Annotated in this window: 25 protein-coding genes, 3 tRNA genes and 1 pseudogene; 9 read left to right on the top strand and 20 right to left on the bottom strand. The window is 69.0% G+C overall.

Annotated features, from left to right (window positions below):
- The 11 genes and pseudogenes from AC1RGU_RS31195 to trpE all read right to left on the bottom strand — a co-directional run.
- A pseudogene (locus tag AC1RGU_RS31195) lies at positions 1 to 72 on the bottom strand (GTP-binding protein); the annotation flags it as partial.
- A gap of 73 nt (positions 73 to 145) precedes the next feature.
- Positions 146 to 220 (bottom strand) — tRNA-Thr (locus AC1RGU_RS31190).
- Between the two features lie 42 nt (positions 221 to 262).
- Positions 263 to 336: transfer RNA gene (locus tag AC1RGU_RS31185), tRNA-Gly, on the bottom strand.
- A gap of 65 nt (positions 337 to 401) precedes the next feature.
- Positions 402 to 487 (bottom strand) — tRNA-Tyr (locus AC1RGU_RS31180).
- Positions 488 to 581: 94 nt separating this feature from the next.
- On the bottom strand, positions 582 to 1304 hold the full coding sequence (locus tag AC1RGU_RS31175) for a uracil-DNA glycosylase (protein ID WP_492700322.1): 723 nt from the start codon (positions 1302 to 1304) through the stop codon (positions 582 to 584).
- Positions 1301 to 2101 carry an indole-3-glycerol phosphate synthase TrpC gene (trpC, locus tag AC1RGU_RS31170; protein ID WP_492700324.1) on the bottom strand — a complete coding sequence of 267 codons (801 nt, stop codon included), beginning with the start codon at positions 2099 to 2101 and terminating at the stop codon, positions 1301 to 1303. Before trpC ends, AC1RGU_RS31175 begins: the two co-directional genes overlap by 4 nt.
- Before the next feature lie 37 nt (positions 2102 to 2138).
- Positions 2139 to 3161 carry an anthranilate phosphoribosyltransferase gene (gene trpD / locus AC1RGU_RS31165; RefSeq protein WP_492700326.1) on the bottom strand — a complete coding sequence of 341 codons (1023 nt, stop codon included), beginning with the start codon at positions 3159 to 3161 and terminating at the stop codon, positions 2139 to 2141.
- A 197-nt stretch (positions 3162 to 3358) separates the two neighbouring features.
- Positions 3359 to 4417, bottom strand: coding sequence for a low-specificity L-threonine aldolase (gene ltaE / locus AC1RGU_RS31160; RefSeq protein WP_492700328.1), 1059 nt, complete (start codon positions 4415 to 4417; stop codon positions 3359 to 3361).
- A 6-nt stretch (positions 4418 to 4423) separates the two neighbouring features.
- Positions 4424 to 5008, bottom strand: a complete 585-nt coding sequence (locus AC1RGU_RS31155) for an aminodeoxychorismate/anthranilate synthase component II (RefSeq protein ID WP_070063896.1) — start codon at positions 5006 to 5008, stop codon at positions 4424 to 4426.
- Positions 5005 to 5397, bottom strand: a complete 393-nt coding sequence (locus AC1RGU_RS31150; protein ID WP_070063895.1) for a GxxExxY protein — start codon at positions 5395 to 5397, stop codon at positions 5005 to 5007. Before AC1RGU_RS31150 ends, AC1RGU_RS31155 begins: the two co-directional genes overlap by 4 nt.
- Complete coding sequence (trpE, locus tag AC1RGU_RS31145; protein WP_492700331.1) at positions 5394 to 6896, bottom strand: anthranilate synthase component I; 1503 nt, start codon at positions 6894 to 6896, stop codon at positions 5394 to 5396. Before trpE ends, AC1RGU_RS31150 begins: the two co-directional genes overlap by 4 nt.
- 334 nt (positions 6897 to 7230) lie before the next feature.
- Between trpE and AC1RGU_RS31140 the strand changes: the two genes are divergently transcribed.
- Positions 7231 to 7836: a chalcone isomerase family protein gene (locus AC1RGU_RS31140; protein WP_095743420.1), complete on the top strand. Its 606-nt coding sequence runs from the start codon at positions 7231 to 7233 to the stop codon at positions 7834 to 7836.
- A 15-nt stretch (positions 7837 to 7851) separates the two neighbouring features.
- Here AC1RGU_RS31140 and AC1RGU_RS31135 read toward each other — a convergent pair whose 3' ends face one another.
- Positions 7852 to 8529, bottom strand: coding sequence for a phosphoglycolate phosphatase (locus tag AC1RGU_RS31135; protein WP_492700333.1), 678 nt, complete (start codon positions 8527 to 8529; stop codon positions 7852 to 7854).
- Positions 8530 to 8608: 79 nt separating this feature from the next.
- Here AC1RGU_RS31135 and AC1RGU_RS31130 point away from each other — a divergent pair, with 79 nt between their 5' ends.
- Positions 8609 to 9841 (top strand): NUDIX hydrolase, encoded by a 1233-nt coding sequence (locus tag AC1RGU_RS31130; protein WP_492700335.1) that lies wholly within the window; start codon positions 8609 to 8611, stop codon positions 9839 to 9841.
- 9 nt (positions 9842 to 9850) lie between these two features.
- Here the strand turns inward: AC1RGU_RS31130 and AC1RGU_RS31125 are convergent, their stop codons facing one another.
- Positions 9851 to 10558, bottom strand: coding sequence for a LuxR C-terminal-related transcriptional regulator (locus tag AC1RGU_RS31125; RefSeq protein ID WP_492700337.1), 708 nt, complete (start codon positions 10556 to 10558; stop codon positions 9851 to 9853).
- Positions 10559 to 10811: 253 nt separating this feature from the next.
- Between AC1RGU_RS31125 and AC1RGU_RS31120 the strand changes: the two genes are divergently transcribed.
- Complete coding sequence (locus AC1RGU_RS31120; protein WP_492700339.1) at positions 10812 to 12137, top strand: DotU family type IV/VI secretion system protein; 1326 nt, start codon at positions 10812 to 10814, stop codon at positions 12135 to 12137.
- A gap of 17 nt (positions 12138 to 12154) precedes the next feature.
- The gene (locus tag AC1RGU_RS31115) at positions 12155 to 13270 is read left to right on the top strand and encodes a type VI secretion system protein (RefSeq protein WP_095743415.1); all 1116 of its coding nucleotides are present in this window, start codon (positions 12155 to 12157) and stop codon (positions 13268 to 13270) included.
- 19 nt (positions 13271 to 13289) lie between these two features.
- Here the strand turns inward: AC1RGU_RS31115 and tssJ are convergent, their stop codons facing one another.
- Entirely contained in the window at positions 13290 to 13808 is a 519-nt protein-coding gene (gene tssJ / locus AC1RGU_RS31110; RefSeq protein WP_492700342.1) for a type VI secretion system lipoprotein TssJ, read from the bottom strand.
- Positions 13809 to 13879: 71 nt separating this feature from the next.
- Here tssJ and tssA point away from each other — a divergent pair, with 71 nt between their 5' ends.
- The 5 genes from tssA to AC1RGU_RS31085 all read left to right on the top strand — a co-directional run bounded on the left by tssA (position 13880) and on the right by AC1RGU_RS31085 (position 18242).
- The gene (gene tssA / locus AC1RGU_RS31105; RefSeq protein WP_492700344.1) at positions 13880 to 14911 is read left to right on the top strand and encodes a type VI secretion system protein TssA; all 1032 of its coding nucleotides are present in this window, start codon (positions 13880 to 13882) and stop codon (positions 14909 to 14911) included.
- A 49-nt stretch (positions 14912 to 14960) separates the two neighbouring features.
- Entirely contained in the window at positions 14961 to 15473 is a 513-nt protein-coding gene (gene tssB, locus AC1RGU_RS31100; RefSeq protein ID WP_062482197.1) for a type VI secretion system contractile sheath small subunit, read from the top strand.
- A 54-nt stretch (positions 15474 to 15527) separates the two neighbouring features.
- Positions 15528 to 17021: a type VI secretion system contractile sheath large subunit gene (gene tssC / locus AC1RGU_RS31095; RefSeq protein ID WP_062482199.1), complete on the top strand. Its 1494-nt coding sequence runs from the start codon at positions 15528 to 15530 to the stop codon at positions 17019 to 17021.
- Between the two features lie 152 nt (positions 17022 to 17173).
- The gene (locus AC1RGU_RS31090; RefSeq protein ID WP_095743412.1) at positions 17174 to 17653 is read left to right on the top strand and encodes an Hcp family type VI secretion system effector; all 480 of its coding nucleotides are present in this window, start codon (positions 17174 to 17176) and stop codon (positions 17651 to 17653) included.
- A gap of 88 nt (positions 17654 to 17741) precedes the next feature.
- Complete coding sequence (locus AC1RGU_RS31085; protein ID WP_095743411.1) at positions 17742 to 18242, top strand: peptidoglycan-binding domain-containing protein; 501 nt, start codon at positions 17742 to 17744, stop codon at positions 18240 to 18242.
- Positions 18243 to 18313: 71 nt separating this feature from the next.
- On the opposite strand, the gene AC1RGU_RS31080 is transcribed toward AC1RGU_RS31085, so the two are convergent.
- From AC1RGU_RS31080 to AC1RGU_RS31055, 6 genes are all read right to left on the bottom strand, one after another.
- Positions 18314 to 19108 (bottom strand): PP2C family protein-serine/threonine phosphatase, encoded by a 795-nt coding sequence (locus tag AC1RGU_RS31080; RefSeq protein WP_056584571.1) that lies wholly within the window; start codon positions 19106 to 19108, stop codon positions 18314 to 18316.
- 43 nt (positions 19109 to 19151) lie between these two features.
- The gene (tagH, locus tag AC1RGU_RS31075) at positions 19152 to 20822 is read right to left on the bottom strand and encodes a type VI secretion system-associated FHA domain protein TagH (RefSeq protein ID WP_492700347.1); all 1671 of its coding nucleotides are present in this window, start codon (positions 20820 to 20822) and stop codon (positions 19152 to 19154) included.
- A 154-nt stretch (positions 20823 to 20976) separates the two neighbouring features.
- A complete protein-coding gene (locus AC1RGU_RS31070; protein ID WP_056584565.1) occupies positions 20977 to 21372 on the bottom strand; it encodes a DUF4150 domain-containing protein in 396 nt (131 codons plus the stop codon).
- Positions 21373 to 21381: 9 nt separating this feature from the next.
- A complete protein-coding gene (locus AC1RGU_RS31065) occupies positions 21382 to 22071 on the bottom strand; it encodes a DUF3540 domain-containing protein (RefSeq protein WP_492700349.1) in 690 nt (229 codons plus the stop codon).
- A 44-nt stretch (positions 22072 to 22115) separates the two neighbouring features.
- The gene (locus tag AC1RGU_RS31060; RefSeq protein ID WP_492687342.1) at positions 22116 to 23171 is read right to left on the bottom strand and encodes a pentapeptide repeat-containing protein; all 1056 of its coding nucleotides are present in this window, start codon (positions 23169 to 23171) and stop codon (positions 22116 to 22118) included.
- 13 nt (positions 23172 to 23184) lie between these two features.
- Positions 23185 to 25782 carry a DUF2169 family type VI secretion system accessory protein gene (locus AC1RGU_RS31055; RefSeq protein WP_492700351.1) on the bottom strand — a complete coding sequence of 866 codons (2598 nt, stop codon included), beginning with the start codon at positions 25780 to 25782 and terminating at the stop codon, positions 23185 to 23187.
- Positions 25783 to 25811: the final 29 nt, after the last annotated feature.

Below are 25811 nucleotides of genomic sequence, written 5' to 3'. Positions count from 1 at the left end.
GCCGTGGTCAACGTGACCGATCGTGCCCACGTTCACGTGCGGCTTGGTGCGGGTGAATTTACCTTTTGCCATTTTTCGACTCCGAAAAAAACGATTTCAACGCATGCAGATGGGTCGCAAGCCTGTCGTTGCAACCCCAGAAAACTGGTGCCCTTTGCGGGAATCGGACCCGCGACCTCTCCCTTACCAAGGGAGTGCTCTACCACTGAGCCAAAAGGGCTTTTGTTCTAACCAAATCGCTTCCGGCGCCGAACCGGGTCTCTGGAGCGGGAGACGGGAATCGAACCCGCGTCATCAGCTTGGAAGGCTGGGGTTCTACCATTGAACTACTCCCGCATCGGGGGCACTTCAAGGCACCCAAAGCGCTAGATCCAATCGCTCTTAGAAACCAAATTCATCGCTGGTGGAGAGGGCTGGATTCGAACCAGCGTACTCGTAAGAGGGCAGATTTACAGTCTGCTGCCATTAACCACTCGGCCACCTCTCCGGCGAACCTCGAAATATAGCACGATTTTGTGACTACACAGGATTCCCAGCAAAAGATGAAGCGTGGAAACCTGCTCGAGGTGTGAAGCCTCTGATTATGAGCGAAGTTCGGAGCCTCCCGACTGCTGCGCCTCACGCCATGCACGGGCTTGACCAAAATGACCGCAGCCGATGAACGGAACCGGCGGCCGAAGCGCAGAAAGCGGCGAGGGATGATTCGACATCAGCACCTTATGGCGCCCAACATCGATCAACGCACGCTTACTTTGCGCGTGCGAGCCCCATAGCATAAAAACAACAGGTCGCTCGCCCTGCGCCACATGGCGAATCACGGCGTCGGTCAGCACTTCCCAACCGCGGCCTGCGTGGCTGGCCGGGTGGGCTTCTTCGACCGTCAGACAGGTGTTGAGCAGCAGCACGCCGTGCGTCGCCCATTTCACGAGACTGCCGCCCGGGTTCGGAAACGCCGGCGGCGGCGTGCCCAGGTCGCGCTGGAGTTCCTTGAAGATGTTGCGCAGCGACGGTGGCAGGGCCACGCCCGACGCCACCGAGAAGGCCAGGCCCTCGGCCTGCCCGCGCCCGTGGTACGGGTCCTGGCCCAGGATCACCACGCGCACGTCTTCCGGCGGCGTGAGCTCCAGTGCCCGCAGCGGCTGCGGCGGAAAGATCACCGCCCCGGCGTCGAGGCGCTCGCGCAGGAAACCCTGCAGCTTCTGGCCGACCGCGCTGGCGAAGAAATCGTCGACCAGCGGCTGCCAGCCCGGCGCCACCGGCCAGTCGGCAGGATCGCTGCTCGACAGCTGGTCCGGCCGCGTCATTTGAACAATGCGGCGAGCGCCTCGCCGGGTTCCTTGGCGCGCATGAAGGCTTCGCCGACCAGGAAGGCATTGACGCCCGCGGCGCGCAGCGTGGCGACGTCCTCGCGCGTGGCGATGCCCGATTCGGTCACCGGCAGGCGGTCCGCCGGCAGCTTCGGCAGCAGATCGATGGTGGCCTGGATCGACACCTCGAAGTTGCGCAGGTTGCGGTTGTTCACGCCGATGAGCGGCGTCTTGAGCTTCAGTGCGCGATCGAGCTCGGCCGCGTCGTGCACCTCGACCAGCACCGCCATGCCCAGCCCGCGCGCGATGGCCTCGTAGTCCTTCATCTGCGCGTCGTCGAGGCAGGCAGCGATCAGGAGAATGGCGTCAGCACCCATCGCACGCGACTCGTACACCTGGTAGGCGTCGACGATGAAATCCTTGCGCAGCACGGGCAGGTCGCACGAGGCGCGCGCCTGCTTCAGGTAGTCGACGCCGCCCTGGAAGAACTGCTTGTCGGTCAGCACCGAGAGGCAGGCCGCGCTGACCGAGCCGTCACCCTCGGCATAGCTTTGCGCGATGTCGGCCGGAATGAAGTCTTCGCGCAGCACGCCCTTGCTCGGGCTGGCCTTCTTGACCTCGGCGATCACCGCCGCCTGGCCGGCCGCGATCTTGGTGCGCAAGGCGGCCTCGAAGTCGCGCGTGAGCACGCGGCTTTCGGCGTCGAAGCGCACGGCTTCGAGCGGGGCGCGCTTCAGCGCGGCGGCAACTTCCTGGCGTTTGACGGCGACGATCTTGTCGAGAATGTCTGACATGGCTTGCTCTGCTTTCGATGGCACGACGGCCTGATTCTCAGAAGGAGGTGGAGGCCTTGACCAGCTCGGCGAGCTTGGCCTTGGCCGCACCGGACGCAATGGCCTGGCGCGAACGCTCCACGCCCGCCAGCACCGAGTCGACCACGTTGGCCGCGTACAGCGCCGCGCCCGCGTTGAGGAGCACGATGTCCAGCGCCGGACCGGCCTGGTTGTCCAGCACGCCGATCAGCATGGCCTTCGACTGCTCGGGCGTCTCGACGCGCAGCGAACGGTTGCTCGCCATCTGGAAGCCGAAGTCTTCCGGGTGCAGCTCGTACTCGCGGATCTCGCCGTCCTTGAGCTCGCCGATCATGGTGGCCGCGCCCAGCGAGATCTCGTCCATGCCGTCGCGGCCGTAGACCACCACCGCATGCTCGGCACCGAGGCGCTGCAGCGCGCGCACCTGGATGCCCACGAGGTCGGGGTGGAACACGCCCATCAGGATGTTCGGCGCGCCGGCCGGGTTGGTCAGCGGGCCGAGGATGTTGAAGATCGTCTTGATGCCGAGCTCCTTGCGCACCGGCGCGACGTTCTTCATCGCGGGGTGGTGGTTCGGCGCGAACATGAAGCCGATGCCGACCTGCGCGATGCACTGCGCGATCTGCTCGGGCTTGAGGTTGATGTTGACGCCCAGCGACTCCAGCACATCGGCACTGCCCGACTTGCTCGACACGCTGCGCCCGCCATGCTTGCTCACCTTGGCGCCGGCCGCGGCCGCGACGAACATCGAGCAGGTCGAGATGTTGAAGGTGTGCGAGCCGTCGCCGCCGGTGCCGACGATGTCCACGAGGTTCGTGGTGTCGGCCACGGGCACCTTGGTCGACACCTCGCGCATCACCTGCGCGGCGGCGGTGATCTCGCCGATGGTTTCCTTCTTCACGCGCAGGCCGGTGATCAGTGCGGCCATCATCACGGGCGAGCACTCGCCGCTCATGATGAGCCGCACGATGTGCAGCATCTCGTCGTGGAAGACTTCGCGGTGTTCGATGGTGCGCTGCAGCGCTTCCTGGGGGGTGATCATGAAGGGTCTCCTCGGTGTGTGCGTATAGCCAGGCTTCAGAAGGTGTGAATGAATCCGGCGTGGCCGAGCAGCCCGCTCAGGCGCGGCCCCTCAAGGCGCAAAGCGCAGCCATAGCTCGGGCTATGGCGAGCATTTGCAACGCCGAGGGGGCGTGTCTGGGCGGGATGAGCGGACATGGCGGGTTCGTTCACACCTTCTCAAGCCTTGAAGAAGCCGCGGATCGCCGCGACGGCGCGGTCGACGCCCGCGGCATCGACATCCAGGTGCGTCACGAAGCGCAGGCGGTACAGCCCGGTCGCGAGGATGCCCTGCTCATTGAGGCTGGCGAGCAGCGCCGCGGAACGCGCCTGCGCCGCCCCCGTGAGATCGACGAACACGATGTTCGTGTGCGGCGCCTCGACCTTCAGGCCTTCAATGCCCTCGAGCCCCTGTGCGAGGCGCTGCGCCAGCGCATGGTCGTCGGCCAGGCGGTCGATGTGGTGGTCGAGCGCATGCGAGGCCGCGGCCGCCAGCAGGCCAGCCTGCCGCATGCCGCCGCCCGCCATCTTGCGGATGCGGTGGGCGCGCGCGATGAACTCGCGCGAACCGACCAGCGTCGAGCCGATGGGTGCGCCCAGGCCCTTGCTGAAGCACACCGACACGCTGTCGAAGCACTGCGCGATACGGCGGGCTTCGGCGCGGATGTCGGTTCGCTTGTTCAGCGCAGCCTGTGCGGTGGCGGCATTGAAAAGCCGCGCGCCATCGAGGTGCCGCTGCAGCCCCTTGCTTTTCGCCAGGTCGGTCGCGGCCTGCACGTAGTCGAAGGGCAGCAGCTTGCCGCCCAGCGTGTTTTCCAGCGCCAGCAGCTTCGTGCGCGCGAAGTGCGCGTCGTCGGGCTTGATGGCCGCCTCGATCTGCGCGAGCGGCAGCGTGCCGTCGGGCGCATGGTCGAGGGGCTGCGGCTGCACGCTGCCGAACACCGCGGCGCCGCCGCCTTCCCAGCGGTAGGCATGCGCCTGCTGGCCGACGATGTACTCGTCGCCGCGGCCGCAGTGCGACAGGATCGCGCACAGGTTGCTCTGCGTGCCGGTGGGCACGAACAGCGCCGCCTCGAAGCCCAGCAGCGCGGCGATCTTCTCCTGCAGCGCATTGACGCTCGGGTCGGTGCCGAAGACGTCGTCGCCCAGCGGCGCAGCCGCCATGGCCTCGCGCATCGCGGGCGTGGGCTGCGTGACGGTGTCGCTGCGCAGGTCGACGATGGGAGTGCGTTCGGTCATGGTGGGTCAGTCCAGAAAGTTCTTGAGCATGGCGTGGCCGTGCTCGGTGAGGATCGATTCAGGATGGAACTGCACGCCTTCGATGCGCACGTCGTGCGCAAAGCCGGTATGCCGCACGCCCATGATCTCGCCGTCGTCGGTCCACGCGGTGACAGCCAGTTCTTTCGGGCAACTCTCGCGCTCGATCGAGAGCGAGTGGTAGCGGTTGACGATGAACTTCTGCGGCAGCCCCGCGAACACGCCCTCCTGCGTGGTCGTGATCTCGCTGGTCTTGCCGTGCATGAGCTGCTGCGCGCGCACGATCTTGCCGCCGAAGGCCGCGCCGATGGCCTGGTGGCCCAGGCACACGCCCAGGATCGGCAGCTTGCCCGCGAAGGCCTCGATGGCCGCCACCGACACGCCCGCCTCGGCCGGCGAACATGGACCCGGCGACACCACCAGCCGCGTCACGCCCGAAGCAATCAGCGCGCCAATCTGCTCGACGGTGATCTCGTCATTGCGGTGCACCTGCACGTCCGCCCCCAGCTCGCCGAAGTACTGGACGATGTTGTAGGTGAACGAATCGTAGTTGTCGATCATCAGCAGTTTCATGGCTTGCTCACAATCCGGTGCACGCCCTTGACGACGGGGAACACGTTGAAGTTGATCAGGAGGCCCAGCTTGAGGCCCGACAGGCGCAGTGCGGCGAGCACCTGCGCGCGGTGCAGGTCGGTCAGCACATCGACCGCGCGCAGCTCGACGATGACCGACTGCTCGATCACGAAGCCCGCGCGGTACACCTCGCCCAGCGACCGGCCCTTGTAGCTGGCCGACAGCGCCACGTCGCGCGCGAAGCCGATCTCGCGCTCGGCGAGTTCGATGGCCAGTGCCGCGGCGTAGGCGCCTTCGTCGAGCCCCGTGCCGAGCACGCGCTGCACCTCGACGGCGGCGCCGATGATCTCGTGCGAGAAGTCGTTCTGGATGTCCGGTGCGTTGCTCATTCCAGGCCTTCCTCGACCAGTTCGGCGGCACGCAGGAGTGCGCGCGCCTTGGCTTCTGTTTCCTTCCACTCCAGCTCGGGCACCGAGTCGGCCACCACGCCGGCCGCGGCCTGCACGTGCAGCATCTGGTCCTTCACGATGCCGGTGCGGATCGCGATGGCCACGTCCATGTCGCCCGCGTAGCTGATGTAGCCGCAGGCGCCGCCGTACAGGCCGCGCTTGGTGGGCTCCAGCTGGTCGATGAGTTCCATCGCATGCACCTTGGGCGCGCCGGTCAGCGTGCCGGCGGGGAACGTGGCCTTGAGCACGTCGATGGCGGTCATGCCGTCCTTCAGCGTGCCTTCGACGTTGCTCACGATGTGCATCACGTGGCTGTAGCGCTCCACCGCGAAGGCCTCGGTCACCTTCACGGTGCCGGTCTTGGCGATGCGGCCGATGTCGTTGCGCGCCAGGTCGATCAGCATCACGTGCTCGGCGCGCTCCTTCGGGTCGTTGATGAGTTCCACCTCGGCCGCCTTGTCGAGCTCGATCGACGCGCCGCGCGGGCGCGTGCCGGCCAGCGGGCGGATGGTGATCTTCTGCTCGCCGTCGCCCGCGTTCTCCTGGCGCACCAGGATCTCGGGCGAGGCGCCCACCACGTGGAAGTCGCCCAGGTTGTAGTAGTACATGTAGGGCGACGGGTTCAGCGAACGCAGCGCGCGGTACAGCGACAGCGGCGATTCGGTGTAGCGCTTGCTGATGCGCTGGCCCACCTGCACCTGCATGAAGTCGCCGGCGGCGATCATCTCCTTGGCGCGCTCCACGGCCGCGAGGTAGTCGGCCTTGGCGAAGCTGCGCTCGGGCGGATGCGCCTGCGTGGGCTTCACGACGGGCGCGCTCACCGAGTACTTGAGCTTGTCCTTGAGCTCGCGCAGGCGGCGCTTGCCCACGGCATAGGCCTCGGGCTGCTTCGGATCGGCGTAGACGATGAGGTAGAGCTTGCCCGACAGGTTGTCGATGACCGCGAGTTCTTCGCACTGCAGCAGCAGGATGTCGGGGCAGCCCAGCGTGTCGGGCGGGCAGCTTTTTTCGAGCTTGCGCTCGATGTGGCGCACGGTGTCGTAGCCGAAGTAGCCGGCCAGGCCGCCACAGAAGCGCGGCAGGCCGGGCCGCAGCGCGACCTTGAAGCGCTTCTGGTAGTCGGCCACGAAGTCCAGCGGGTTGCCCTTGGCGGTCTCGACGACCTGGCCGTCGGTCACGACTTCGGTGACGGCCTCGTCGCCGAAGCCGCTGGCGCGCAGCAAGGTGCGCGCCGGCAGGCCGATGAAGCTGTAGCGCCCGAAGCGCTCGCCCCCCACCACCGATTCGAGCAGGAAGCTGTGCTTGCCGCCGCCCTGCGAATGGGCGAGTTTCAGGTAGAGGGAAAGAGGCGTTTCGAGGTCGGCAAAGGCCTCGGCCATCAGCGGGATGCGGTTGTAGCCCTGGGCGCTGAGGCTCTTGAATTCAAGTTCGGTGATCACGGATCGTTCTCCAGTTGCCTGCCGACGCTCCTTTGGCCGGTGGCAAGGTCATTCACGAGAGTGGCCCGGTGCCGGCATGCGTGCCGGCTCGGAACCGCGGGCGCACGGCGTGCGCCGCGCAATCAAACAGTCAGCGATGTATGGCGACGCCAGGGCCAGGCTCCCCGGCTGCCTTCACCTGTTTGAATGATGTGATGAACGAACATGGAGCGCCGAGTTTAGCCCACGAAAACCAGGCCTTGTGCAACCGCAGGCTTCAGGGTTCCCCCGGAGCCTCTCGGATAAAACGAAAAGATACATTCGCACGACCGTTCGCAAATTCAAGGAGACTCACTTGCTCGCACCCCTGCTCCCGGCCGTGTTCTCCCGCCTCGCGGCGCTCGCTGTCCTCTCGGCCGCGCTCTGCGGCAGTGCCTTCGCGGCGCAGGTCGAGGTGGCGGGCGTCAAGCTCGACGACCAGATGGACCTGCGCGGCGCCCCGCTGGTGCTCAACGGCGCGGGCATCCGCTACAAGACCATCATCAAGGTCTACACCGCCGGCCTGTACCTGGGCAAGAAGGCCTCGACCACCGAAGAGGCGCTGGCGGTGCCGGGCCCCAAGCGCGTGGCGATCACCATGCTGCGCGACATCGACGCCAACGAGCTCGGCAAGCTCTTCGTCAAGGGCGTGGAAGACAACTCGCCCAAGAGCGAAATGGTCAACCTGATCCCCGGGCTGCTGCGCATGGGCCAGATGTTCGCGGACCAGAAGCAGCTCAAGGCCGGCGACACCTTCACCATCGACTGGGTGCCCGGCACGGGCACGCTGATCACGGTGCGCGGCGTGCCGCAGCCCGACCCGGTGAAGGAAGTGGCGTTCTTCAATGCGCTGATGCGCATCTGGCTCGGCCCGAACCCGGCCGATTGGAAGCTGAAGGACGCGCTGCTCGGAAAGCAGTAAGGGGCAGTCCGTCCGTCAGGCCGCCGCGAGGTCGGCCAGCGACGCCACGAACCCGTCCGCATCCACGCCGCGCACCGGCTCGCCGTGGTTGTAGCCGTAGGTCACGAGCACCACGGGGCAGCCGGCGGCGCGCGCGGCACGCGCGTCGTTGCTCGAATCGCCGACCATCAGCGTGCGCGCGGGCACCGTGCCCAGCGCCTCGCAGGTCTTCAGCAGCGGCAGCGGATCGGGCTTCTTGCGCTCGAAGGCATCGCCGCCGAACACCTGCTCGAAGAAGCCGTCGAGCCCCTTCGCGGCCAGCAGCGGCTTGGCGAAGGAGGTCGGCTTGTTCGTGAGGCAGGCCAGCCGCAGCCCGCGCGCGCGCAGCGCCTTCAGGCCCTCGACCACGCCGGGGTAGGCGGCCGAGTACCGGCCGTTGATCTCGAGGTAGTGGTGCTGGTAGCGCTCCCACGCGCGATCGAACAGCGCCGCCGGGGCCGGCGCACCCACGTGCGCCAGCGCCGACAGGATCAGGTGCTCCGAGCCCTTGCCCACCATGCGCTCGATGGCGGCGGGTGTCACCGGCGGTAGGTCGAGGTCGCGCAGCATGCGGTTCAGGGCCTCGGCAAAGTCGCCGAGCGTGTCGACCATGGTGCCGTCGAGGTCGACGATGGCGGCGTCGAAGCGGGAGAGATCGGTGCGAAGAGTGTCCAAAACAGGCGGCTCCCAGGGAGCGAAGTGGGTGGTGGATGCGCGAGGCACGCATTGTCCCCCGGCCGCAAAATAGGCGCCCATGACCCCCACGACGCCCCCGCCCTCCGCCCCTCGCCCCATCCGCACCGCCGCCACGCTCGTCGTCCTGCGCGACGGCCCCGAAGGCCTCGAAGTGCTGAAGCTGCGGCGGGCAGAAAAGGCCAACGACCAGAACAGCGGCGCCAGCGTCTTCCCGGGCGGCATGGTCGATGCGCACGACCGCCTGCTGCACCCGCTGTGCGCGGGCCTGGACGACGCCGCCGCGAGCGCGCGCCTGGGCCTGCCCGAAGGCGGGCTCGACTTCCACGCAGCCGCGATCCGCGAATGCTTCGAAGAGGCCGGGCTGCTGCTCGCGAACGATGCGCAGGGCCGGCCGGTCGAGCTGCTCGCGCTCACCTCGGGCGAGCTCGACGCCATGCGCGCGGCCGCCGAGCGCAGCACCGACGCCCTGCTCGCCCTGTGCGCCGAGCGCGGCTGGTGCCTTGCCGTCGACCGCATCGCGTACTTCAGCCACTGGCTGACCCCGCCCGGCATGCCGCGCCGCTTCGACACGCGCTTCTTCGCCGCCGCGATGCCCGCCGGCCAGGACGTGCGCCCCGACGGCCGCGAGACCGTCGAGCACCTGTGGCTGAAGCCCGCCGACGCGGTCAGCCCCGAACGCGGCCTCAAGCTGCTGAACGTGACGCGGCGCGTGCTCGAGCACCTGGCCACCTTCGCCCGCGTCGACGACTTCATGGCCCATGCGCATGCACTGCGCCGCATCCCGCTGACCATGCCGCGCCTGGCCGACGGTCCCAAGGGCCGACGCCCGGTGAACATGGAAGAGCCCGCCTACGACGAGATCGGGCACCTCGATCCCGACGGCCAGGGCGGCGGACGCTACGCGCTCGAAGCGGGCCTGGTCACGCCGCTGTCCGCGCGCGTGGTGCGCGTCGTGCACGACAGCGGCCTCAACAGTTTTCTCATCGGCGGCACCGAGGGCTGGGCGCTGATCAACCGCGCGCCCGGCGATGCGGCGCACGAGGCCGCGCTGCGGACGGCGGCGCCCGGGCCGGTGCGGTGGGTGTTGTCGGCGGACGCTGCGCCGCAGTCCCTGGACCTCGGCGGCGCCACGCTCCAGGTGCTGGGCGCACAGCGCTTCCTGCTGGCCGAGGAGCGCATGCTGTTCACGGAGGACGCAACGACGCTCGCGCCCGAAACGGATCAGATCGTCGAATGGATCGTGCCCGCGCGCGGCTTCATGCGCCGCCCGGCGTCGGCGCTCGCCGACTGAGCCGCGTCTTCAGGCCTGCTGCGCTTCCGTCAGCGCCTGCGCCGCCACCACCGCCTCGGTGCGGTTGCGCACGTTGAGCGCGCGGAAGATGGCTGCCAGGTGGATCTTCACCGTGCCTTCGCTGATGCCCAGGCTGCGCCCGATCAGCTTGTTCGGCTTGCCTTGCGACAGCAGCTGCAGCACCTCGACCTGCCGCTCGGTGAGCACGCTGCGCAGATGTTCGAGGGTCTGGGTGCCGCCACCGCCGTTGCCGCCACCGCCGCGCGCAAAGGGTTCGCCCGCCGCGGCAGACGACGGCGACACGCCGGCCACGATGCCCGGCGGCAGCGCCGTGAGCATCATCGGCGGCACGTACACGCCGCCCGCCAGCACCAGGCGCACCGCCGACAGCATGACGTCGGGCGAATAGGCCTTGGGAATGAAGCCGAGCACGCCGCGTTCGAGCGCGCTGCGCATGATGGACGGGTCTTCGTAGCCCGACAGCACGATCACGGGCACGGCCGGGTGTCGTCGCCGGATCTCGTCGATGTGGGCCTGCCCGTCCGCACCGGGCATGTTGAGGTCGATCAGGGCCAGGTCGAGATCGTCGGTCGCGCCGGCAAGCAGTTCGTCGACGCTCAGCGCCAGGACGAACTCGATGCCAGCTCCCAGCTCCGACAACTTGGCTTTGACCGCCTCGATGACGAGCCGGTGGTCGTCGGCGATCAGAATTTTCATGGCATACCCCGGTGTCCCAACGTCAATGTGCATTGGATTCTTCTGCGACTGCGAAGATAACGGCGATTGCCCCGTCCAGCAAGGCCGCCGCGCCCCACCAACGGCATAGACCCCAAGCGGTATGGCGGCCCCGTGGGCCCGTTGAAAAAATGAACGCCCACTCCAACGACCGGGGACATGGGCATGTGCGATCGCTGCAGACGCCGGTGCAAGGCATGCTTCGCAATGCACGCTTGAGAAGCGGGCATCCCTCATGGCCCGCCTGCTCGACTGCTTCTCGCCCTTCATTGCCTTCGGTCTCGGCCTGGACGCATCGATCGCGGCCGGCCACCCCACCCTCACCCACGGCGACGCCCAGCGCGAGGCCCTGCGCCTGCTGGACATCGCACGCGCCGACGCCGACGTGGCGGGCGCCACCGCCACACAGATCGAATCGGCCGCCTTTGCCATGGTCGCGTGGCTCGACGAGATCCTGGCGCGCCACCCCGACGCCGTGGACGGCGCCGCGCCGCTGCAGGTGCAGCTGTTCAACTCCAACAACGCGCACAGCGAGTTCTTCCACCACCTCTCGGCGCTCGGCGCGCAGGACCATGCGGTGCGAGAGGTCTACTGGCACGCGCTGGCGCACGGCTTCAAGGGCCAGTACTACTTCGAGTCGGGCGACGAGGGCGAGCTCGGCAAGCTGAAGGACCTGCACGGCCGGCAGCTGCAACCGCCGCCGCTCGAACTCGGCAGCCTCGCGCAGGACCACATCACGCCCCAGCCCTACGGCGTGCCCGACCCGCGCGGCCCGGCCGACATGCGCCGGCGCGACCGCACCGTGCTGCGCACCGGCACCGCGCTGGCCGTGCTGGTGCCCGCGCTCTTCCTGCTGTGGCACTGGCTGGCGGGGCCGCCGACCGCCGGCACGGCGCTCACGCAGCGCATCGACCGGCAACTCGCCAGCTACGCCTGCGCCGACCTCGAGGCCTCGATCGACCCCGACGGCCGCCCGCGCGTGACCGGCTTCGTCTCGCAGCGCGACGACCTGCTCAAGGTGGCGGAGGACGTCGCGGCCATTCCCGGCGTGCGCGCGCCGCAGTTCGACATCGGGCTGCGCGTATGGCCGCACTGCGAGGTGTTCGCCATCCTCAAGCCCTCGCAGGCACGCAACCGCCAGAAGAACCACGGGCTGAGCGTGAGTGCGCCGTCCGCGCGCGACGGCCGGCTGCGCGAGGGCGACGCGGTGCGCGTGCAGGTGGTGGCGCCGCGCCACGAGAGCTACATCTGGGTCGACTACTACACCGCCGACGGCTCCGTGATGCACCTGAACACCGGGCCGGCCCCGACGCGGTTGCGCGCGGGCGAGTCGCTGGAACTCGGGTCCGACATCCCCTCGAGCTGGCTCGTGAGCCCGCCCTTCGGCAACGTGCTGATCACCGTGCTGTCGGCGCCGATGCCGTTCAGCGAAACCTCCGACCGCCCGCCGTACGAGATGGCCTCGGCCTACCTGCTGCGCCTGCGCGAGGCGCTGGCGGCCAGCAGGAACAGCGAACGGCTGATCGCCGACTTCATCTCCCTCGAAACCGTGGCGCGCTGACCTCGCCCTTCCCCACCATGTTCGACACGCTGTCACCCGTGCACCTGTTCTGGCCGCTGCTCGCGGTCTGCCTCGCCGGCCTGGCGCTGCTGTACGCCGCCGTGCGCGACGCCGGCCGCGGCGCGCGGCGACGGGGACTGCTGCGGCGCGTCGACGCCCTCGGCGCGCCCGCCGACCACGCCGCCGTCGACGCGCTGAAGGAGGCCATGGCGCAGGCGCGCACCTCGCTGCGGCAGGCGCCGCGCACGCGCGCGACGGCGCCGTGGTTCCTCTTCATCGGCGGCCCGGCCACCGGGCTGCCGGGGCTGCTCTCGGCGGCCCGCGCCGAGTGCGTGGCGCCGCCGCCGCACGAGGCACCCGGCACGCCCTGGTGGCGCTGGTGGACCACCGGCGCGCTGACGGCCATCGAGCTGCATCCCGACGCCATCGGCGACCAGGCCGGCACGGCGCCCGCGCGCGGGCTCTGGCTGCAGTCGCTGCTGGCGCTTGCCGAGCGGCGCGAACGCCTGCCGCTGCACGGCGTGGTGGTGTGCGTGGCGGCCGGCGACCTGCTGTACGGCGACCCGGCGCTGCGCAAGCGCGCTACCGCGAACATGCGCCGCCTGCTCGACGAAGCCAGCGACACGCTGCGCCTGCAGCTGCCGGTCTACCTCGTCGTGACGGGCCTCGAAGGCCTGAAGGGCTACGCCACGCTGCGCGCCGCGCTGCCGCCCGAGGTGCTCGCGCAGGCGCTCGGCCACCGCGTGGAGCACCCGTTCGCGGCGCACGCAGCGCGCGCCGCCGACCGGCTCGATGCGCTGTTCGATCCGCTCGTGGCGCAGCTGCACGGCCTGCGCATGGCCCTGTTGCGCGAGCAGCCGGGCCCCGCGGGACGGCTCGCGCTGCATGGCTTCGTGGAGAGCGTGCGTACCTTGCAGCCGGCCTTGCGGCAGGTGGCGCAGGGGCTGTTCGAGGGGCACGGCAAAGGGGTGCGCGCGCCGCGCTGGCGCGGGCTGTACCTCACGGCGACGGCGTCGGAGAACGGCACGGGCGCCGCGTTCGTGAGCGACCTGTTCGGCCGCTTCCTGCCGGCGGACCAGCCGCTGGTGCGGCCGGGGCGCTTTGCGCCCACGGTGCCGGCGGAACTGCGCTGAGGCCGCCGTGCAGCTGGCGCTACTTGGCCGCAGCGTCCACGCGGATCTGCCGCGCGCCGAAGGTCACGGTGAGCACCTGCGCCTGGCCCGGCACGACCGCGCGCACCTCGCGCCAGCGCGCGCGGTCGAGGTCGCGGAACGCGGCCATCACGCCGATGGCCTTGGCATCGGCCGGCAGGGTGAGGTCGAGCTTCTTGCTCTCGCCGGGGCGCAGCAGCATCTCTTCGCGCTGCACCAGTTCGGCGCCGAGCGTGGCCTGGTCTTTCTCGAACAGCGAGAAGAAGTCGGCGCCTTCGAAGGGCCCCGGTGTCTTGAGCGCATAGACGCGCACCGTGAGCGGCGAGGCGCGCCCGCGCGCATCGGGGTTGGCATCGGCGCCGGCCGTGAGCGTGATCGACACCGGCGTGACCACCGGTTTGCTCGCGCAGCCCGCCATCAGAAGACCCGCTGCAGCAAGGCCAAGGGCTGCGATACGGCGTCGCGATGCGACAGCAAGGAGGCCCTCATAGGACGAATGGTGTGTACCCAGCGTGCGCATGCTATTCCCTTCGTTGCATTGACCGGTCCTGACGCATCTTTGATTATCACCAGCGAACTCGAACAGGCAACATGCTGACTCCCCAACTCGTCGACGCACTGCTCACGCCCATCGGCGAGGCCTCGCCTTGCGGGGACGACCTGGAGTACGACGCGGACTTCATGGCCCTCACGACTGCGGCGCAGGGCAAGGCCGAGCAGCAGTTCGGCGACACCGTGATCCCCGCCGTCGAACCCGACTGGCGCGACGTGGCCGAGCGCGCCGATGCGCAGCTGCGCCGCAGCAAGGACGTGCGCGCCGCCGTACTGCTGCTGCGCGCCGCGACGCGCCTGCAGGGCGTGGCCGGCTTCACGGCGGGCCTGCAATTGCTCACCTCGCTGCTCGACACCTTCTGGGACGGCATACATCCAAAGCTGGATGCGGACGACGACAACGACCCCACCATGCGCCTGAACGCGCTCGCGCCCTTGAGCGACGACAGCATGGTGCCGCGCGACCTGTACGACGCCTCGGTGGGCAACGCGCCGGGCGTGGGCCCGATCCGCGTGCGCGACATCGCCATTGCGCACGGCGTGCTCAACGCCGTCGGCGGCGAGGCCTCGTATTCGCCCGCGCAGGTGCATGGCGGGCTCGAGGCCCTGCACGCCGCGCACCCCGACCAACTGCAGGCCGCCATCGGCCTGCCTGCACTGCTCGACCGCCTGCAGAAGCTGCTGGGCGAGCGCACCGGCCGCACCGATGCGGTGGACCTGGGCACGCTGCGCACCGTGTCGCGCGCGGTCGCCAAGGCCTGCACGGCGGCAGCCGGCGCGCCCGAAGCCTCTGCCGACGAGGGCGCAACAGCCGACAGCGACGCCCCCTCCGGCAACGCGGCCCGCCCGGCCGCGCCGCGCGGCGAGATCCAGAACCGCCAGGACGCGGTGCAGATGCTCGACCGCGTCATCCGCTACCTCGAACAGGCCGAGCCCGGCAACCCCGCGCCGCTCCTGATCGAACGCGCCAAGAAGCTCATCGGCGTGAGCTTCCTGGACATCATGGCCAACCTCGCGCCCAACGCGATGGACACCATCGAGACCGTGACGGGCAAACGCCAGTCCGAATGACCGCCGCCGTTTCCACCCGTCCCCTTTCATTCCCGCAAGGAGCATCGCCATGGCCAAGAGCAGTCAGAAATTCATCGCACGCAACCGCGCGCCCCGGGTCCAGATCGAATACGACGTGGAGCTCTACGGCGCCGAGAAAAAGATCCAGCTGCCCTTCGTGATGGGCGTGCTGGCCGATCTGTCGGGCAAGCCCGCCGACCCGCTCGCGCCCGTGGTCGACCGCAAGTTCCTCGAGTTCGACGTCGACAACTTCGACGCCCGCATGAAGGCCATGAAGCCGCGCGCCGCCTTCGCGGTCGAGAACTCGCTCACCGGCGAGGGCGACCTGAAGGTCGAGCTCACCTTCGACAGCATGGACGACTTCTCGCCCGCCGCCGTGGCCCGCAAGGTGGGCGCGCTCAACAAGCTGCTCGAAGCGCGCACGCAGCTGTCGAACCTCGTGACCTACATGGACGGCAAGGGCGGCGCCGAAGACCTGCTGGCCAAGGTGCTCGAAGACCCGGCCCTGCTGCAGACGCTGGCCGCCAGCAAGAAGCCCGGGGACGGCGAAGCCGCCGCCTGAGCCTCACCCCCCGATTCCTGACAGACACACACCGGTACACGAGGAGAAACCATCATGGCCGACGCACTCGAGCAGAGCGCACTGAAAGACGTTGCGTACGCGGGAAGCGACTTTTCGTCGCTGCTGCAGAAAGAATTCAAGCCGCGCAGCGACGAAGCCAAGAGCGCCGTCGAAGCCGCCGTGCTCACGCTGGCGCAGCAGGCGCTGAGCAACAGCACCGTCATCGGCAAGGACGTGACCAAGTCGATCCAGGCCATGATCGCCGCGATCGACGCCAAGCTCACCGACCAGGTGAACAAGATCATCCACCACCCCGACTACCAGAAGCTCGAAAGTGCGTGGCGCGGCCTGCACTACATGGTGAACAACACCGAGACCGACGAGAACCTGAAGATCCGGGTGATGGACATCTCCAAGCAGGAGCTGGCCAAGAACCTCAAGAAGTTCAAGGGCGCGGCCTGGGACCAGAGCCCGATGTTCAAGAAGATCTACGAGGAGGAGTACGGCCAGTTCGGCGGCGAGCCCTTCGGCGCGCTGGTGGGCGACTACCACTTCGACCAGAGCCCGCCCGACGTCGAGATGCTCGGCGAGATGGCCAAGATCGCCGCCTCGGCGCACGCGCCCTTCATCACGGGCGCGAGCCCCAACCTCATGCAGATGGAGTCGTGGCAGGAGCTGGCCAACCCGCGCGACCTGACCAAGATCTTCTCCACGCCCGAGTACGCCGGCTGGCGCAGCCTGCGCGAGTCGGACGACTCCAAGTACCTGGGCATGTGCATGCCGCGCTTTCTGGCGCGCACGCCCTATGGCGCCAACACCAACCCGGTGGAAGAGTTCGACTTCGAGGAAGACACCGCCGGCGCCGACCACAGCAAGTACGCCTGGGCCAATGCCGCCTATGCGATGGCGACCAACATCAACCGCTCGTACAAGCTGTACGGCTGGGGTTCGCGCATCCGCGGCATCGAGTCGGGCGGCGCGGTGGAAAACCTGCCGCTGCACACCTTCCCCAGCGACGACGGCGGCGTGGACCAGAAGTGCCCCACCGAAATCGCCATCAGCGACCGGCGCGAAGCCGAGCTCTCGAAGGCCGGCCTGCTGTCGATGATCCACCGCAAGAACTCCGACTTCGCCGCCTTCATTGGCGCCCAGTCGCTGAACAAGCCGGCCGAGTACGACGACCCCGACGCCACGGCCAACGCCAACCTGGCGGCGCGCCTGCCTTACCTCTTTGCCTGCAACCGCTTTGCGCACTACCTGAAGTGCATCGTGCGCGACAAGGTCGGCAGCTTCAAGGAGCGCGAGGACATGCAGCGCTGGCTCAACAAATGGATCATGAACTACGTGGACGGCGACCCCGCCAACTCGTCGGAAACCACCAAGGCCCAGAAGCCGCTGGCCGCCGCCGAGGTGATCGTGGAGGAAGTCGAGGGCAACCCGGGCTACTACACGTCCAAGTTCTTCCTGCGCCCGCACTACCAGCTCGAAGGCCTCACGGTCTCGCTGCGGCTGGTGTCCAAGCTGCCGACGGCCAAGGGCGCCGGTTGAAAAAAATCTGCGGATTCTTCTTGAATTCCCGGTTCCGTTTCGTTCTATGAGTAGCTGCCGGGCATCGGAACTTTTCTCCCACCGCCGGCAGCCATTTTTTTCGTTTCGATCATCAACCGCCCGAATGCAATCGGGTTCCAAGGAGTAGGAACATGTCATCTGACTTTCACATCAAGCTCGACGGCGTCAAGGGCGAGTCTTCTCACAAGGACCACAAGGACGAGATCGAGATTTCGTCGTGGTCCTGGAACGTGAGCAACGCATCGGGCGCGGGATCGGGTGGCGGTTCGGGCAAGGGCAAGGCCTCGCCGGGTGAATTCAACTTCACGCACGTCTACGACAAGGCATCGCCCGTGCTCGCCAAGAACTGCGTGAGCGGCAAGCACTTCAAGGACATGGTCATGACCTGCCGCAAGTCGGGCGAAGGTCAGCAGGAGTACCTGAAGGTCACGCTCAAGGAAGTCTTCATCTCCAGCGTGGGCCCCGGCGGCGCACAGGGCGGCGACGTGCACGAGCAGGTGTCCTGCAGCTTCAAGGACATCGAGTTCGCCTACAAGGGCCAGGACGACAAGGGCGCCGGCGGCGGCGAGGTGAAGTTCGGCTGGAACGTGGCCACCACCGAAACCCGCTGACGGGCGACGGACTCGCCAGCCCCGTCCGCCCCAGGCACCGCACGGTGCCGGGGCCGGTCCCTGCCCGTGTCCTCACCGGAGCAATGCCATGGCATTCAGCACCACACTCATCGGTACCAGCGGCAAGCTGCACACGACCTACAACTCCGATTGGTCGGTCGGACGGATCGGCTCCAACACGCGTGAAGACGTGATGCTGGTGCAGGCCCTGTTCAAAATCTTCTACTACGAGCTGCTCGGCTTCAACCACGACTTCGACCCGCCCCCCGGCGCGACCGAGGTGATCGTGGTGGACGGCTACTACGGGCCGGTCACGCAGAAGCACATCACGCACTTCCAGGAACAGGCGATCGCACGCGGGCGCAAGGTCCTGCCGGACGGCATCTTCGATCCGTTCCGCGAGCCCGGTGCGTCCAGCACGATCAGCAAGACGCGCTACGCGCTCGACCTGCTGAACAACGGCTGTGCCAACAGCTGCGAAGAGCAGAACATCAACAACTACAGCAACCTGCCGAACCGGGAAGACATGCCCGCGTTGCTGCGCAGCGCGCTGAAGAAAGTCAAGAAGAAGGCCAGCAAGTACAGCTGAACAGCCTCAGCGGCCCCAAGCAAAACGCCCATCCATCGGATGGGCGTTTTGCTTGAAAGATGGCGCCACGCTCAGGGGTCTGTCGACGCGACGTTCTCGGGCAGCAGCCGCGTCATGTCGTCGTCGGCGTCCTCGATCACCCACAGCGTGAGCGCCGTGTAGTTGTCGTGGCCCGGCTTGGCGTTGGCCTTGATCTGCGCGTCGAGCAGCTCGGTCCACTGGCTGGGCGTGCGCGATGCGTGCAGCGTGTCGACCAGGCACTCGTCGCCCAGCGGCTCCCACACGCCGTCGCTGCACAGGAGCAGCACGTCGCCGGGCAAGAGGCGCATGCGGTCGGACACCGCGATGTCGGGCGCCTCCTCGATCGAGCCCAGTGCCGACAGCAGCATGTTGCGCTGCGGATGCAGGCGCGCGCCCTCCTCGTCGAGCATGCCGCCCGCGACCATCTGCTGCACCAGGCTGTGGTCGGTGGTGCGCGCCACGATGGCACCGCCGCGGAACAGGTAGGCGCGGCTGTCGCCGCTGTGCACCCAGGCCAGCACCTCGCGCTCCAGATCGATCACCGCGAACACCACCGTGGAGCGCATGCCGGCGAGCTTGCCGCCTTCGGCCTGGCGCGCCACCACGTCCAGGTTGGCGCGCTCGATCAGCGCGCGCAGCGCGGCCTCGTCCAGCGACGGCGCCCCCGAGAAGCCGCCGAGCACGCTGGCGCGCACCGTGGCCGCCGCCACGTCGCCGCCGCCGTGGCCGCCCGCGCCGTCGGCCACCAGGCAGGCGACGTAGCGCTCGTCGTGCCAGTGGCCGTGCACGTCCTCGTTGTAGGTGCGCCCGCCCTGCCGGGAGAGCGTGACGATTTCGATTTCCAAGCGGGGTGCCTCGCGAGTGCTGGGGGTTGTTCTGGTTGTCTTCTCAGGTGTCGGACTTCAGGCGCGCCATCTGCTCTTCGTAGGCCGCGAGGAAGGCCTTGCCGAAGAGGCTGTGGAAGTCGTCCTCGGCCTCGCTCGCGATGCCGCCGTACAGCGCCACGAACTGGTCCCAGAGCTTGGCCTTGCGGTTGGCGGCAAAGAGCGCGTCGAGCGCGGTCTTCGCGCTGATCTTCTTCTCGAGCTCGGCCGGCTCGAAGCGCCCGATGACATGGGCCAGCGCCGCGCGCATGCCCACCATCACGCCGAACTGGTGCGCGCGCAGGTCGTCGAAGGCGTCGCGCATCGCGGCCTCGGGCAGCATGAAGCCGCGCACGCCGGGCCCCAGCAGATGCGCCAGCGCGACCTCGACGGTGGGCGAGAACTTCAGCGGGTTGTTGGCCTGCGACGCGATCATCGTGACCTCGGCGCGCACCTCGCGCTTGAATTCCTGGCGCGTGAGCAGCAGCTGCAGCGTGCCCTCGGTGGCGGTGCGCAGCATCGAGCCGATGCGCTCCATGAGCCCGGGCGTGAGCATCTCGGGCGGCTGGTGCGTGCTGGCGAGGCCGCGCAGGAAGGCGGCGAGCAGCTCGTCGTCGGAAGCGGTACGCGGGGGCGAGGCTGCTGCGGGGGCTGCCGGCGGCGCGACATGCACGGGCGGCGGCGGTGGCGGAGGGGGCGGCGGCTCGGTGACACGGCCGGCGTTCTCGGGCCCGCTGATGCGGATCGGCTGGCCGGTCACGTCGTCGAACTTCGCAAGCGGAGCCACGGGCGCAGGCGCAGGAGGGGGCGGCGGCGGTGGCGGCGTGATGGCCTTCGGCGGCTCGAAGCCGAACTGGTCGATCGGCAGATGATCGGAACGTGGCACCGGCGTGGCGGGCGCGGTGCGCTGCAAGGCGGCCAGCGGGTCGGCGTCCGACGCGGTGTTGGGCTGCAGCAGCGGATCGGCCAGCGGCGACAGCGCGAGCGGATCGCCGCCGATGCCGCCGGCGCCCGGCGAACCGCCGAACAGGTCGTCGATGCTCGCGGCCTTGCCGTGCGCGGGCGGCGCACCCAGGTCGGAAAAATCGTCGAGCGCGCCGAGTCCGGCAGAGGGCGCGGCCGACGGCGTGGGGCCCAGCAGGTTCGCGAACGGGTCGACCTGGTCGGCCTGCGCATTGCGCGAGCCGCTGGCCATCGGGTCGGGAAAGAGCAGCGACTCGGCGGGCGCGGCGGCGACGCGGGCTGCGGCAGGCGCGGGCGCGGGCGGCGATCCCAGCCCCGCGAGCAGGTCGGCGAACGGATCGTCGCTGCTGGCGGCGGGCGCGGCGGCCGGCGCCGACATCACGGTGTTGGGGATGACCGGTGCACGTGGCGCCGCCGCAGCGGCCATCACACGCACCGAGAGTTCGAAGCTCCCGATGACGAGCCGCGCGCCGTCGGTCAGCGCCGCTTCCTTGCCCGCGCCCAGCGACACGCCGTTGCATTGCATCGCGTTGCTGCCGCGGTCGACGATGAAGTACTGGCCGTCGCGGCACAGCACCTGTGCGTGCACGCGCGAGACGGTGCGGTCGGGGTCGTCGAGCACCAGCGTGTTGGTGTCGGCACGCCCGATCGTGCCCCCGCTGGGACCGAAATCGGCGGCAATGGCCGGCCCTGCCGGGGCGCCTTGCCGTGTGATGACAGCGATATGGATCATGAGTCGGCCCCCGGGGCGGTTACGCCCGAACACGGCCCGCGCGTGCGCGGGCGAAGTCCAAAGGAGTATTCATTCCGGGGGGCGGGTTGGCAATCTCGCCGGAAGAGGTATGCCGTAGCGGCGCGGTGATGCCAAGGTGCGCACGGCATGCACCTCAGGGCGCCAGCAGGAGCACCAGCGTCTGGCTCGGCACCGTGCGCACGCCGGGGCAGTTGGTGCTGTTCTGCAGCGAGGTGCTGGTCAGGCGCGTGGCGGGCATGCTGTTCAGCAGCACCGTGAAGGCGCCTGTCAGATGGCGGCTGGGCCCCATGACCGTGCCGGACGCCACCCCCAGCAACACGCCCGGGTTGTCGCCGTTGGTCATGGGAATGACCGTGCCGAGGTTGTGGGCCGGCGTGCACATGAACAGGATCGTTGGGCAGTTCGGAATGGCCATCGGCCCCATCGCGATGTTCGGATAGGGCACCGGGATCGGCGAGGGCGCGGCGGGCGTGATGCAGACATCGGGAAACCCCATGTCCGTTCCCATCATCTGGCAGTTGGCGAACATGGTGCTGCCTCAGCCAAAGTGGATTTGCGCGCCGCGCGTCTTCACCAGCTTGGCGCCGTTGATCAGCGCATGCTCGCCGCGCAGGTGCAGCAGCTCGGTTGCATCGCATTCGATGTGGGCCGCATTCACGCGGTCCAGCCCCTTGGTCGTGCGCAGGTAGTGCTGGCTGAAGTGGTTTACGCGGTCCACCACCGTGCTCAGCAGGCTGCCCACGAGCTTGACCGTGCCGGCGATCATGCGCACCCGTTCGCCGATGAACTCGGTCGAATCGAGCGACACGGTGGCGGTGGCGGCGCGCACGCCCAGGCGGTGCGACGCCAGGTGCAGTTGATCGGCCTCGATCGCGAGCTGTCCGCCCTCCACCACGAGCCGCGTGTCGCCGCTGCACCGGAGCACGCGCTCCTGCGTGCCGGCGCAGCGCTCCAGCACCGAGAGCACCCAGATGTCGCCCGGTGCCGTGCCGAAGCACAGCACGGTGTCGCCGGCCGCCGGCACCAGCAGGCAGCCCGCGGCCGTTCGCACGGCCGCGACCTGCGCGCCCTGCCGGACACACAGCGTGCCGTTGCGTCCCGCCTCCAGCAGCGCGGTCCAGCAACGCTCGGGCGATCCTGCCGGCGGCACGGGCTCGGCGTCGATCGGCCTGGCGCCGCGCGGGGCGGCGACGGGGCGGCGGACGGGGTGGTGGGCGATGGTTGTCATGGCAGGGCTTCCAATGGAAAGAAGGGGCATCGGCCGGCAGCGTCTCAGGCCGGCAGGGGGCGCCAGTCCTCGGCTTGCGCCAGCTCGGGATCGGTTTCGATCGCACGGGTGCGATCTTCGATCTGCGCCTCGTCGGTCAGGGCCCGGTGCAGGCAGGTGCGCGCGAGGGTCGCACCGCGCAGGTCTGCCTGGTGCAAGTGCGCGTGGCGCAGGTCGGCGTACGTGAGGTCCGCCCCGTTGAAGCGCGCCCGGTCCAGCACGGCGCCGGCGAAATGGGCCTGGTGCAGGCGTGCGCCACTGAAGTTCGCCTGCGGCAGCCTGGCGCCGGTGAACAGTGCCTGCGTCAGCACGGCACTGGAGAAATCGACACCGGCCCCTTCGGCCTCGCAGAACAGGGCCAGGGGCGCGTCGATGCGGTCGAAGCGCGCCTCATCGAGCGTGGCGCCCTGAAAGTTGCACTGGCGCAGCGGCGCCCCGCTGAACTGGGCACCGCGCAGGTCGGCGTTCGCGAACTGGCAGCTCTCGAGCGCGACGCCGTCGAACGACACGCCGGCCAGCTGCGTGGTGGAGAACGCCACGCGCAGCAGGTGGGCGCCGCGCCACGCCACATGGCGCAGATCGCAGCCGGCCACGGTCACGTGTGTCCAGCGCGTCGATTCGGCCCCCAGGTCGATCAGGCTGCTCTCGGTCAGCACGCAGGCGTCCAGCAGCGCACCGCGCAACATCGCGTGATCGAGGCGGGTCTTGGTGCAGGCGAGCATGCTCAGGTCGGCATCCGACAGGTTCGCATGCGGCGCCTGGCATTCGCTGAACACGGCCGCGTGCAGGCCGGCTCCGTGCAGGTCGACGTGGTCCATCAGGCACTGGTTGAAAACGGCGCGCTGCAGCCGCGCCCCGCCCAGCAGCGCGCCGCGCAGGTCGCACTGGTTGAACACGACCTCGCGCAGGTCGGCCCCGCGCAGATCGGCCTTGGCGAAGTTCACCCGGTCGAACAGCCCCCCCGCCAGCTGTGCATTCGAGAAATGACCGCCCGACAGGTCGAGCCCGGCAATCGACTCGCCGAGCAGCACGGCCAGGGTCAGCGTGGTGGTGTTCATCATGGCGCCGTCCTCCTCATGCGCCTGCGGCCTGCTGCTCGGGCGTGAGCCGCGGCCATGTGCGCGCGCGCTGCAGCAGGGCCCCATCGAAGCGTACGTCGCCGTCGAGCCGGGCGCGCGACAGGTCGGCAGCGAACAGGTTGCTGTTGCGCAAGTCGCAGCCGCGCAGGTCGGCGTGCTGCAGGATCGCCTCGCTGAAGTTCACGCCCGCCAGCCTGGCGCCCCGCAGCACGGTCCGGCGCAGCAACGCGCCCTTGGCCGAAGCCAGCCGCCAGTCGCTGTCGGGCAGCCGGGCCTCGCACAGGTTGGCGCCGTCGAGCACGCTGCCGAGCAGCCGCGCGCGCGACATGTCCGCAGCGCCGAAGTTGGCACCCTGCATCCACGCCCCGGAAAAATCCGCGTCGGCCAGGTCGCAGTGCTGGGCGAACACCATGCCCATGCCGCGTGCACCGCCGAAGCGGGCCCCCGTCAGCTTGCAGGTGATCAGGTTGGCCTGGGCCAGGTGGGCTTCGCGGAAGTCGGCCTCCGTGAGGTCGCATTCGACGAACTGGCAGCCCGCGAGATCGGCCTCGGCGAGCGAGAGACCCGGCAGCGACAGCCGGTAGAAAAGCTGCTCGGGCGCCTGCAGCCCGTGCGCATCGGTGCCGTCCCAGCGCGTGCCGATCAGCATGGCGCCCTTCATCTTGGCGCGTCGCAGCGAGAGGCCCCCCAGGTCGGCATGCGACAGCTGCGTCGCGCTGAAATCGGCCTCGTCGAACACCGCGCCTTGCCAGCGCGTGCAACCCAGGTTGGCGCCCTGAAGGATGGCCCGGATGCCGATCGCGCCGTCGAGGTTCGCATGCGCCAGCACCGCCGCCGTGAAGTTCGCGCCCGACACGTTGGATTTTCCGAAGTCCACGCTCTCGAGCCACGCGCCGGCGAAGTTGACATCGCGCAGGTCCAGCCCCGAGAAGTCGGCGCCGGTGAAGTCCATGCCGCCGAAGAACCGCAGTCCGCCGGCCAGTGCCTGCTTCATGCCGTCCTTCAGTGTCTGGGCCTGCGCCGCCTGCATCGCGGGTGCGGGCTGCTGCGCGTGTGCGCCCTGCAGATAGCCAAGCCGCTCCATCGCTTCCTGCTGCAGCAACTGGCCATGCACGGCCGCGAGGTCGAACGCACCGGTCGCGCCGGCGTTCGCGCCCTGGAGCTGCGCCAGCGCCACGTCTGCATTGAAGAGCGGCGGCCCCCGATGCTCGATGGGCTTCATGGCCGGGTTCGCCTTGCGCGCCGCCACCGCCTGCTCGAGGGCATCGAGCGCATCGTCGACGGCCGCCAGCTTCTGCGCTTCGGCCTCCTGCAGCTTCTGCTTCAGGTGGGCCACGCGCTGCGCCGGCGCTGGGGGCGCTTCGCGCGACGGCATGACGATGCCCATGGCATCCGGGTCGCGGCCGCTGGCGCGCACCTCTTCCCGCGCGAGGGCCACGTCGATCTCGGCGCGGCGGTACTGCGCCTGCGCCTGCAGGCCCTGGCTCGCGAAGGCCTCTGCGGCCCGCTCGGCCTCGGGGTCCACCGCGTCCAGTCCCTCGGGCAGCAGGTCGCTGTCGTCCAGGCATTCGACCCCGCCCCATCGCGGGTCGGCGCGTCGCGCCAGCGCATCGAGGTAGTGGGTGTCGGGCCGCGACGCATCGACGCGCTCGACGGCGCCGAGCAGCCCGTGCACGTCGGAGCCGTCGTCGGTGGCCACCTCGGCCAGCCCCTGGAACAGCAGCAGCGCCCGCTCGGCGTGCGGAAAGAACCAGACCGTCGTCAGGCGCAGCGGCACTTCGCGCAGGCGCGGCTCGGCGGCGCCGACGGCGCGGTAGTCGGCGAACACACGCGCACGCAGGCCGGGCAGCCGGCCTTCGAGCCGCGGCTTCTGCGGATGCATGTGATCGAACTGGAAAGGCTCGTCGCCGCGCAACGGGGCGTCGAACCACTGGTCCTCGGGGGCGAGATTGAAATAGCGCCAGTCCAGGTCGGGCGCGAAGCCCGGCGCATGCGCCTTGAGGTAGTCCGCGTCGTAGGTGCCGCGAAAACGCGCGCGCTCCGGATGCATCGGCCCCCGCAGGCCGAAGCCGGCGGGCGCCACGGGCTGTGCCGGATCGCGCAGGGGCTGGTCGGGCCGCTCGATGTTGGGCAGCCGATGGAACCCGCCTTCGGGCGCCGCGCCGATGCCCTCGGGGTTGGCCGGCACCGCGGCGCCCCCGTAGGCATGCGTGGCGTCGATGGGCATCGCGTCGAACGGCAGCGGCGCACTGGCCTTCGTGCCCTCCCAGTGGCGATCGCCGAAGACGAGCAGGGTCTTGCTGCGGCTGCCCAGCCGCGCGCGCACCGCGCAGGCGCTCGGGCTTTCAGCGGGAGGAAAGGCTTGGCCGTGCACGAGGAACTCGGGCGTGAGCTTGGCCACGCCCTCGTCGACCAGCGGCACCGCCATCTCGCGTCCGATGAAGTTCCAGGCCGACTGCTCGCCCCACAGCGTGCCGCCCTCGGCCTGCTCGAACGGCACGTGCAGCATGGCCGTCACGCACAGGCCGAAGCGCTTGCGGTACTCGATCGGCCGGGTGCTCAGGCAGACAGCCTGGGGTTTGACGACTTGCATGATGATTCGCGCGCTGGCCTTCTTCCCGA

The organism is Variovorax sp. GW823-FHT02B07 (assembly GCF_058797695.1).
Note: the sequence above shows the minus strand (reverse complement) of the source record. Positions and strands in the feature narration are given on the sequence as shown.

Coding starts and splice junctions, on each gene's coding strand:
- AC1RGU_RS31130 (WP_492700335.1), top strand. CDS start 8,609: ATGACCCCCACGACGCCCCCGCCCTCCGCCCCTCGCCCCATCCGCACC.
- tssA (WP_492700344.1), top strand. CDS start 13,880: ATGCTGACTCCCCAACTCGTCGACGCACTGCTCACGCCCATCGGCGAG.
- AC1RGU_RS31175 (WP_492700322.1), bottom strand. CDS start 1,304: ATGACGCGGCCGGACCAGCTGTCGAGCAGCGATCCTGCCGACTGGCCG.
- tssC (WP_062482199.1), top strand. CDS start 15,528: ATGGCCGACGCACTCGAGCAGAGCGCACTGAAAGACGTTGCGTACGCG.
- AC1RGU_RS31115 (WP_095743415.1), top strand. CDS start 12,155: ATGTTCGACACGCTGTCACCCGTGCACCTGTTCTGGCCGCTGCTCGCG.
- AC1RGU_RS31125 (WP_492700337.1), bottom strand. CDS start 10,558: ATGAAAATTCTGATCGCCGACGACCACCGGCTCGTCATCGAGGCGGTC.
- AC1RGU_RS31055 (WP_492700351.1), bottom strand. CDS start 25,782: ATGCAAGTCGTCAAACCCCAGGCTGTCTGCCTGAGCACCCGGCCGATC.
- AC1RGU_RS31085 (WP_095743411.1), top strand. CDS start 17,742: ATGGCATTCAGCACCACACTCATCGGTACCAGCGGCAAGCTGCACACG.
- ltaE (WP_492700328.1), bottom strand. CDS start 4,417: ATGACCGAACGCACTCCCATCGTCGACCTGCGCAGCGACACCGTCACG.
- trpD (WP_492700326.1), bottom strand. CDS start 3,161: ATGATCACCCCCCAGGAAGCGCTGCAGCGCACCATCGAACACCGCGAA.
- AC1RGU_RS31150 (WP_070063895.1), bottom strand. CDS start 5,397: ATGAGCAACGCACCGGACATCCAGAACGACTTCTCGCACGAGATCATC.
- AC1RGU_RS31090 (WP_095743412.1), top strand. CDS start 17,174: ATGTCATCTGACTTTCACATCAAGCTCGACGGCGTCAAGGGCGAGTCT.
- AC1RGU_RS31065 (WP_492700349.1), bottom strand. CDS start 22,071: ATGACAACCATCGCCCACCACCCCGTCCGCCGCCCCGTCGCCGCCCCG.
- tssB (WP_062482197.1), top strand. CDS start 14,961: ATGGCCAAGAGCAGTCAGAAATTCATCGCACGCAACCGCGCGCCCCGG.
- tagH (WP_492700347.1), bottom strand. CDS start 20,822: ATGATCCATATCGCTGTCATCACACGGCAAGGCGCCCCGGCAGGGCCG.
- AC1RGU_RS31070 (WP_056584565.1), bottom strand. CDS start 21,372: ATGTTCGCCAACTGCCAGATGATGGGAACGGACATGGGGTTTCCCGAT.
- AC1RGU_RS31120 (WP_492700339.1), top strand. CDS start 10,812: ATGGCCCGCCTGCTCGACTGCTTCTCGCCCTTCATTGCCTTCGGTCTC.
- AC1RGU_RS31155 (WP_070063896.1), bottom strand. CDS start 5,008: ATGAAACTGCTGATGATCGACAACTACGATTCGTTCACCTACAACATC.
- trpC (WP_492700324.1), bottom strand. CDS start 2,101: ATGTCAGACATTCTCGACAAGATCGTCGCCGTCAAACGCCAGGAAGTT.
- AC1RGU_RS31060 (WP_492687342.1), bottom strand. CDS start 23,171: ATGATGAACACCACCACGCTGACCCTGGCCGTGCTGCTCGGCGAGTCG.
- tssJ (WP_492700342.1), bottom strand. CDS start 13,808: ATGCGCACGCTGGGTACACACCATTCGTCCTATGAGGGCCTCCTTGCT.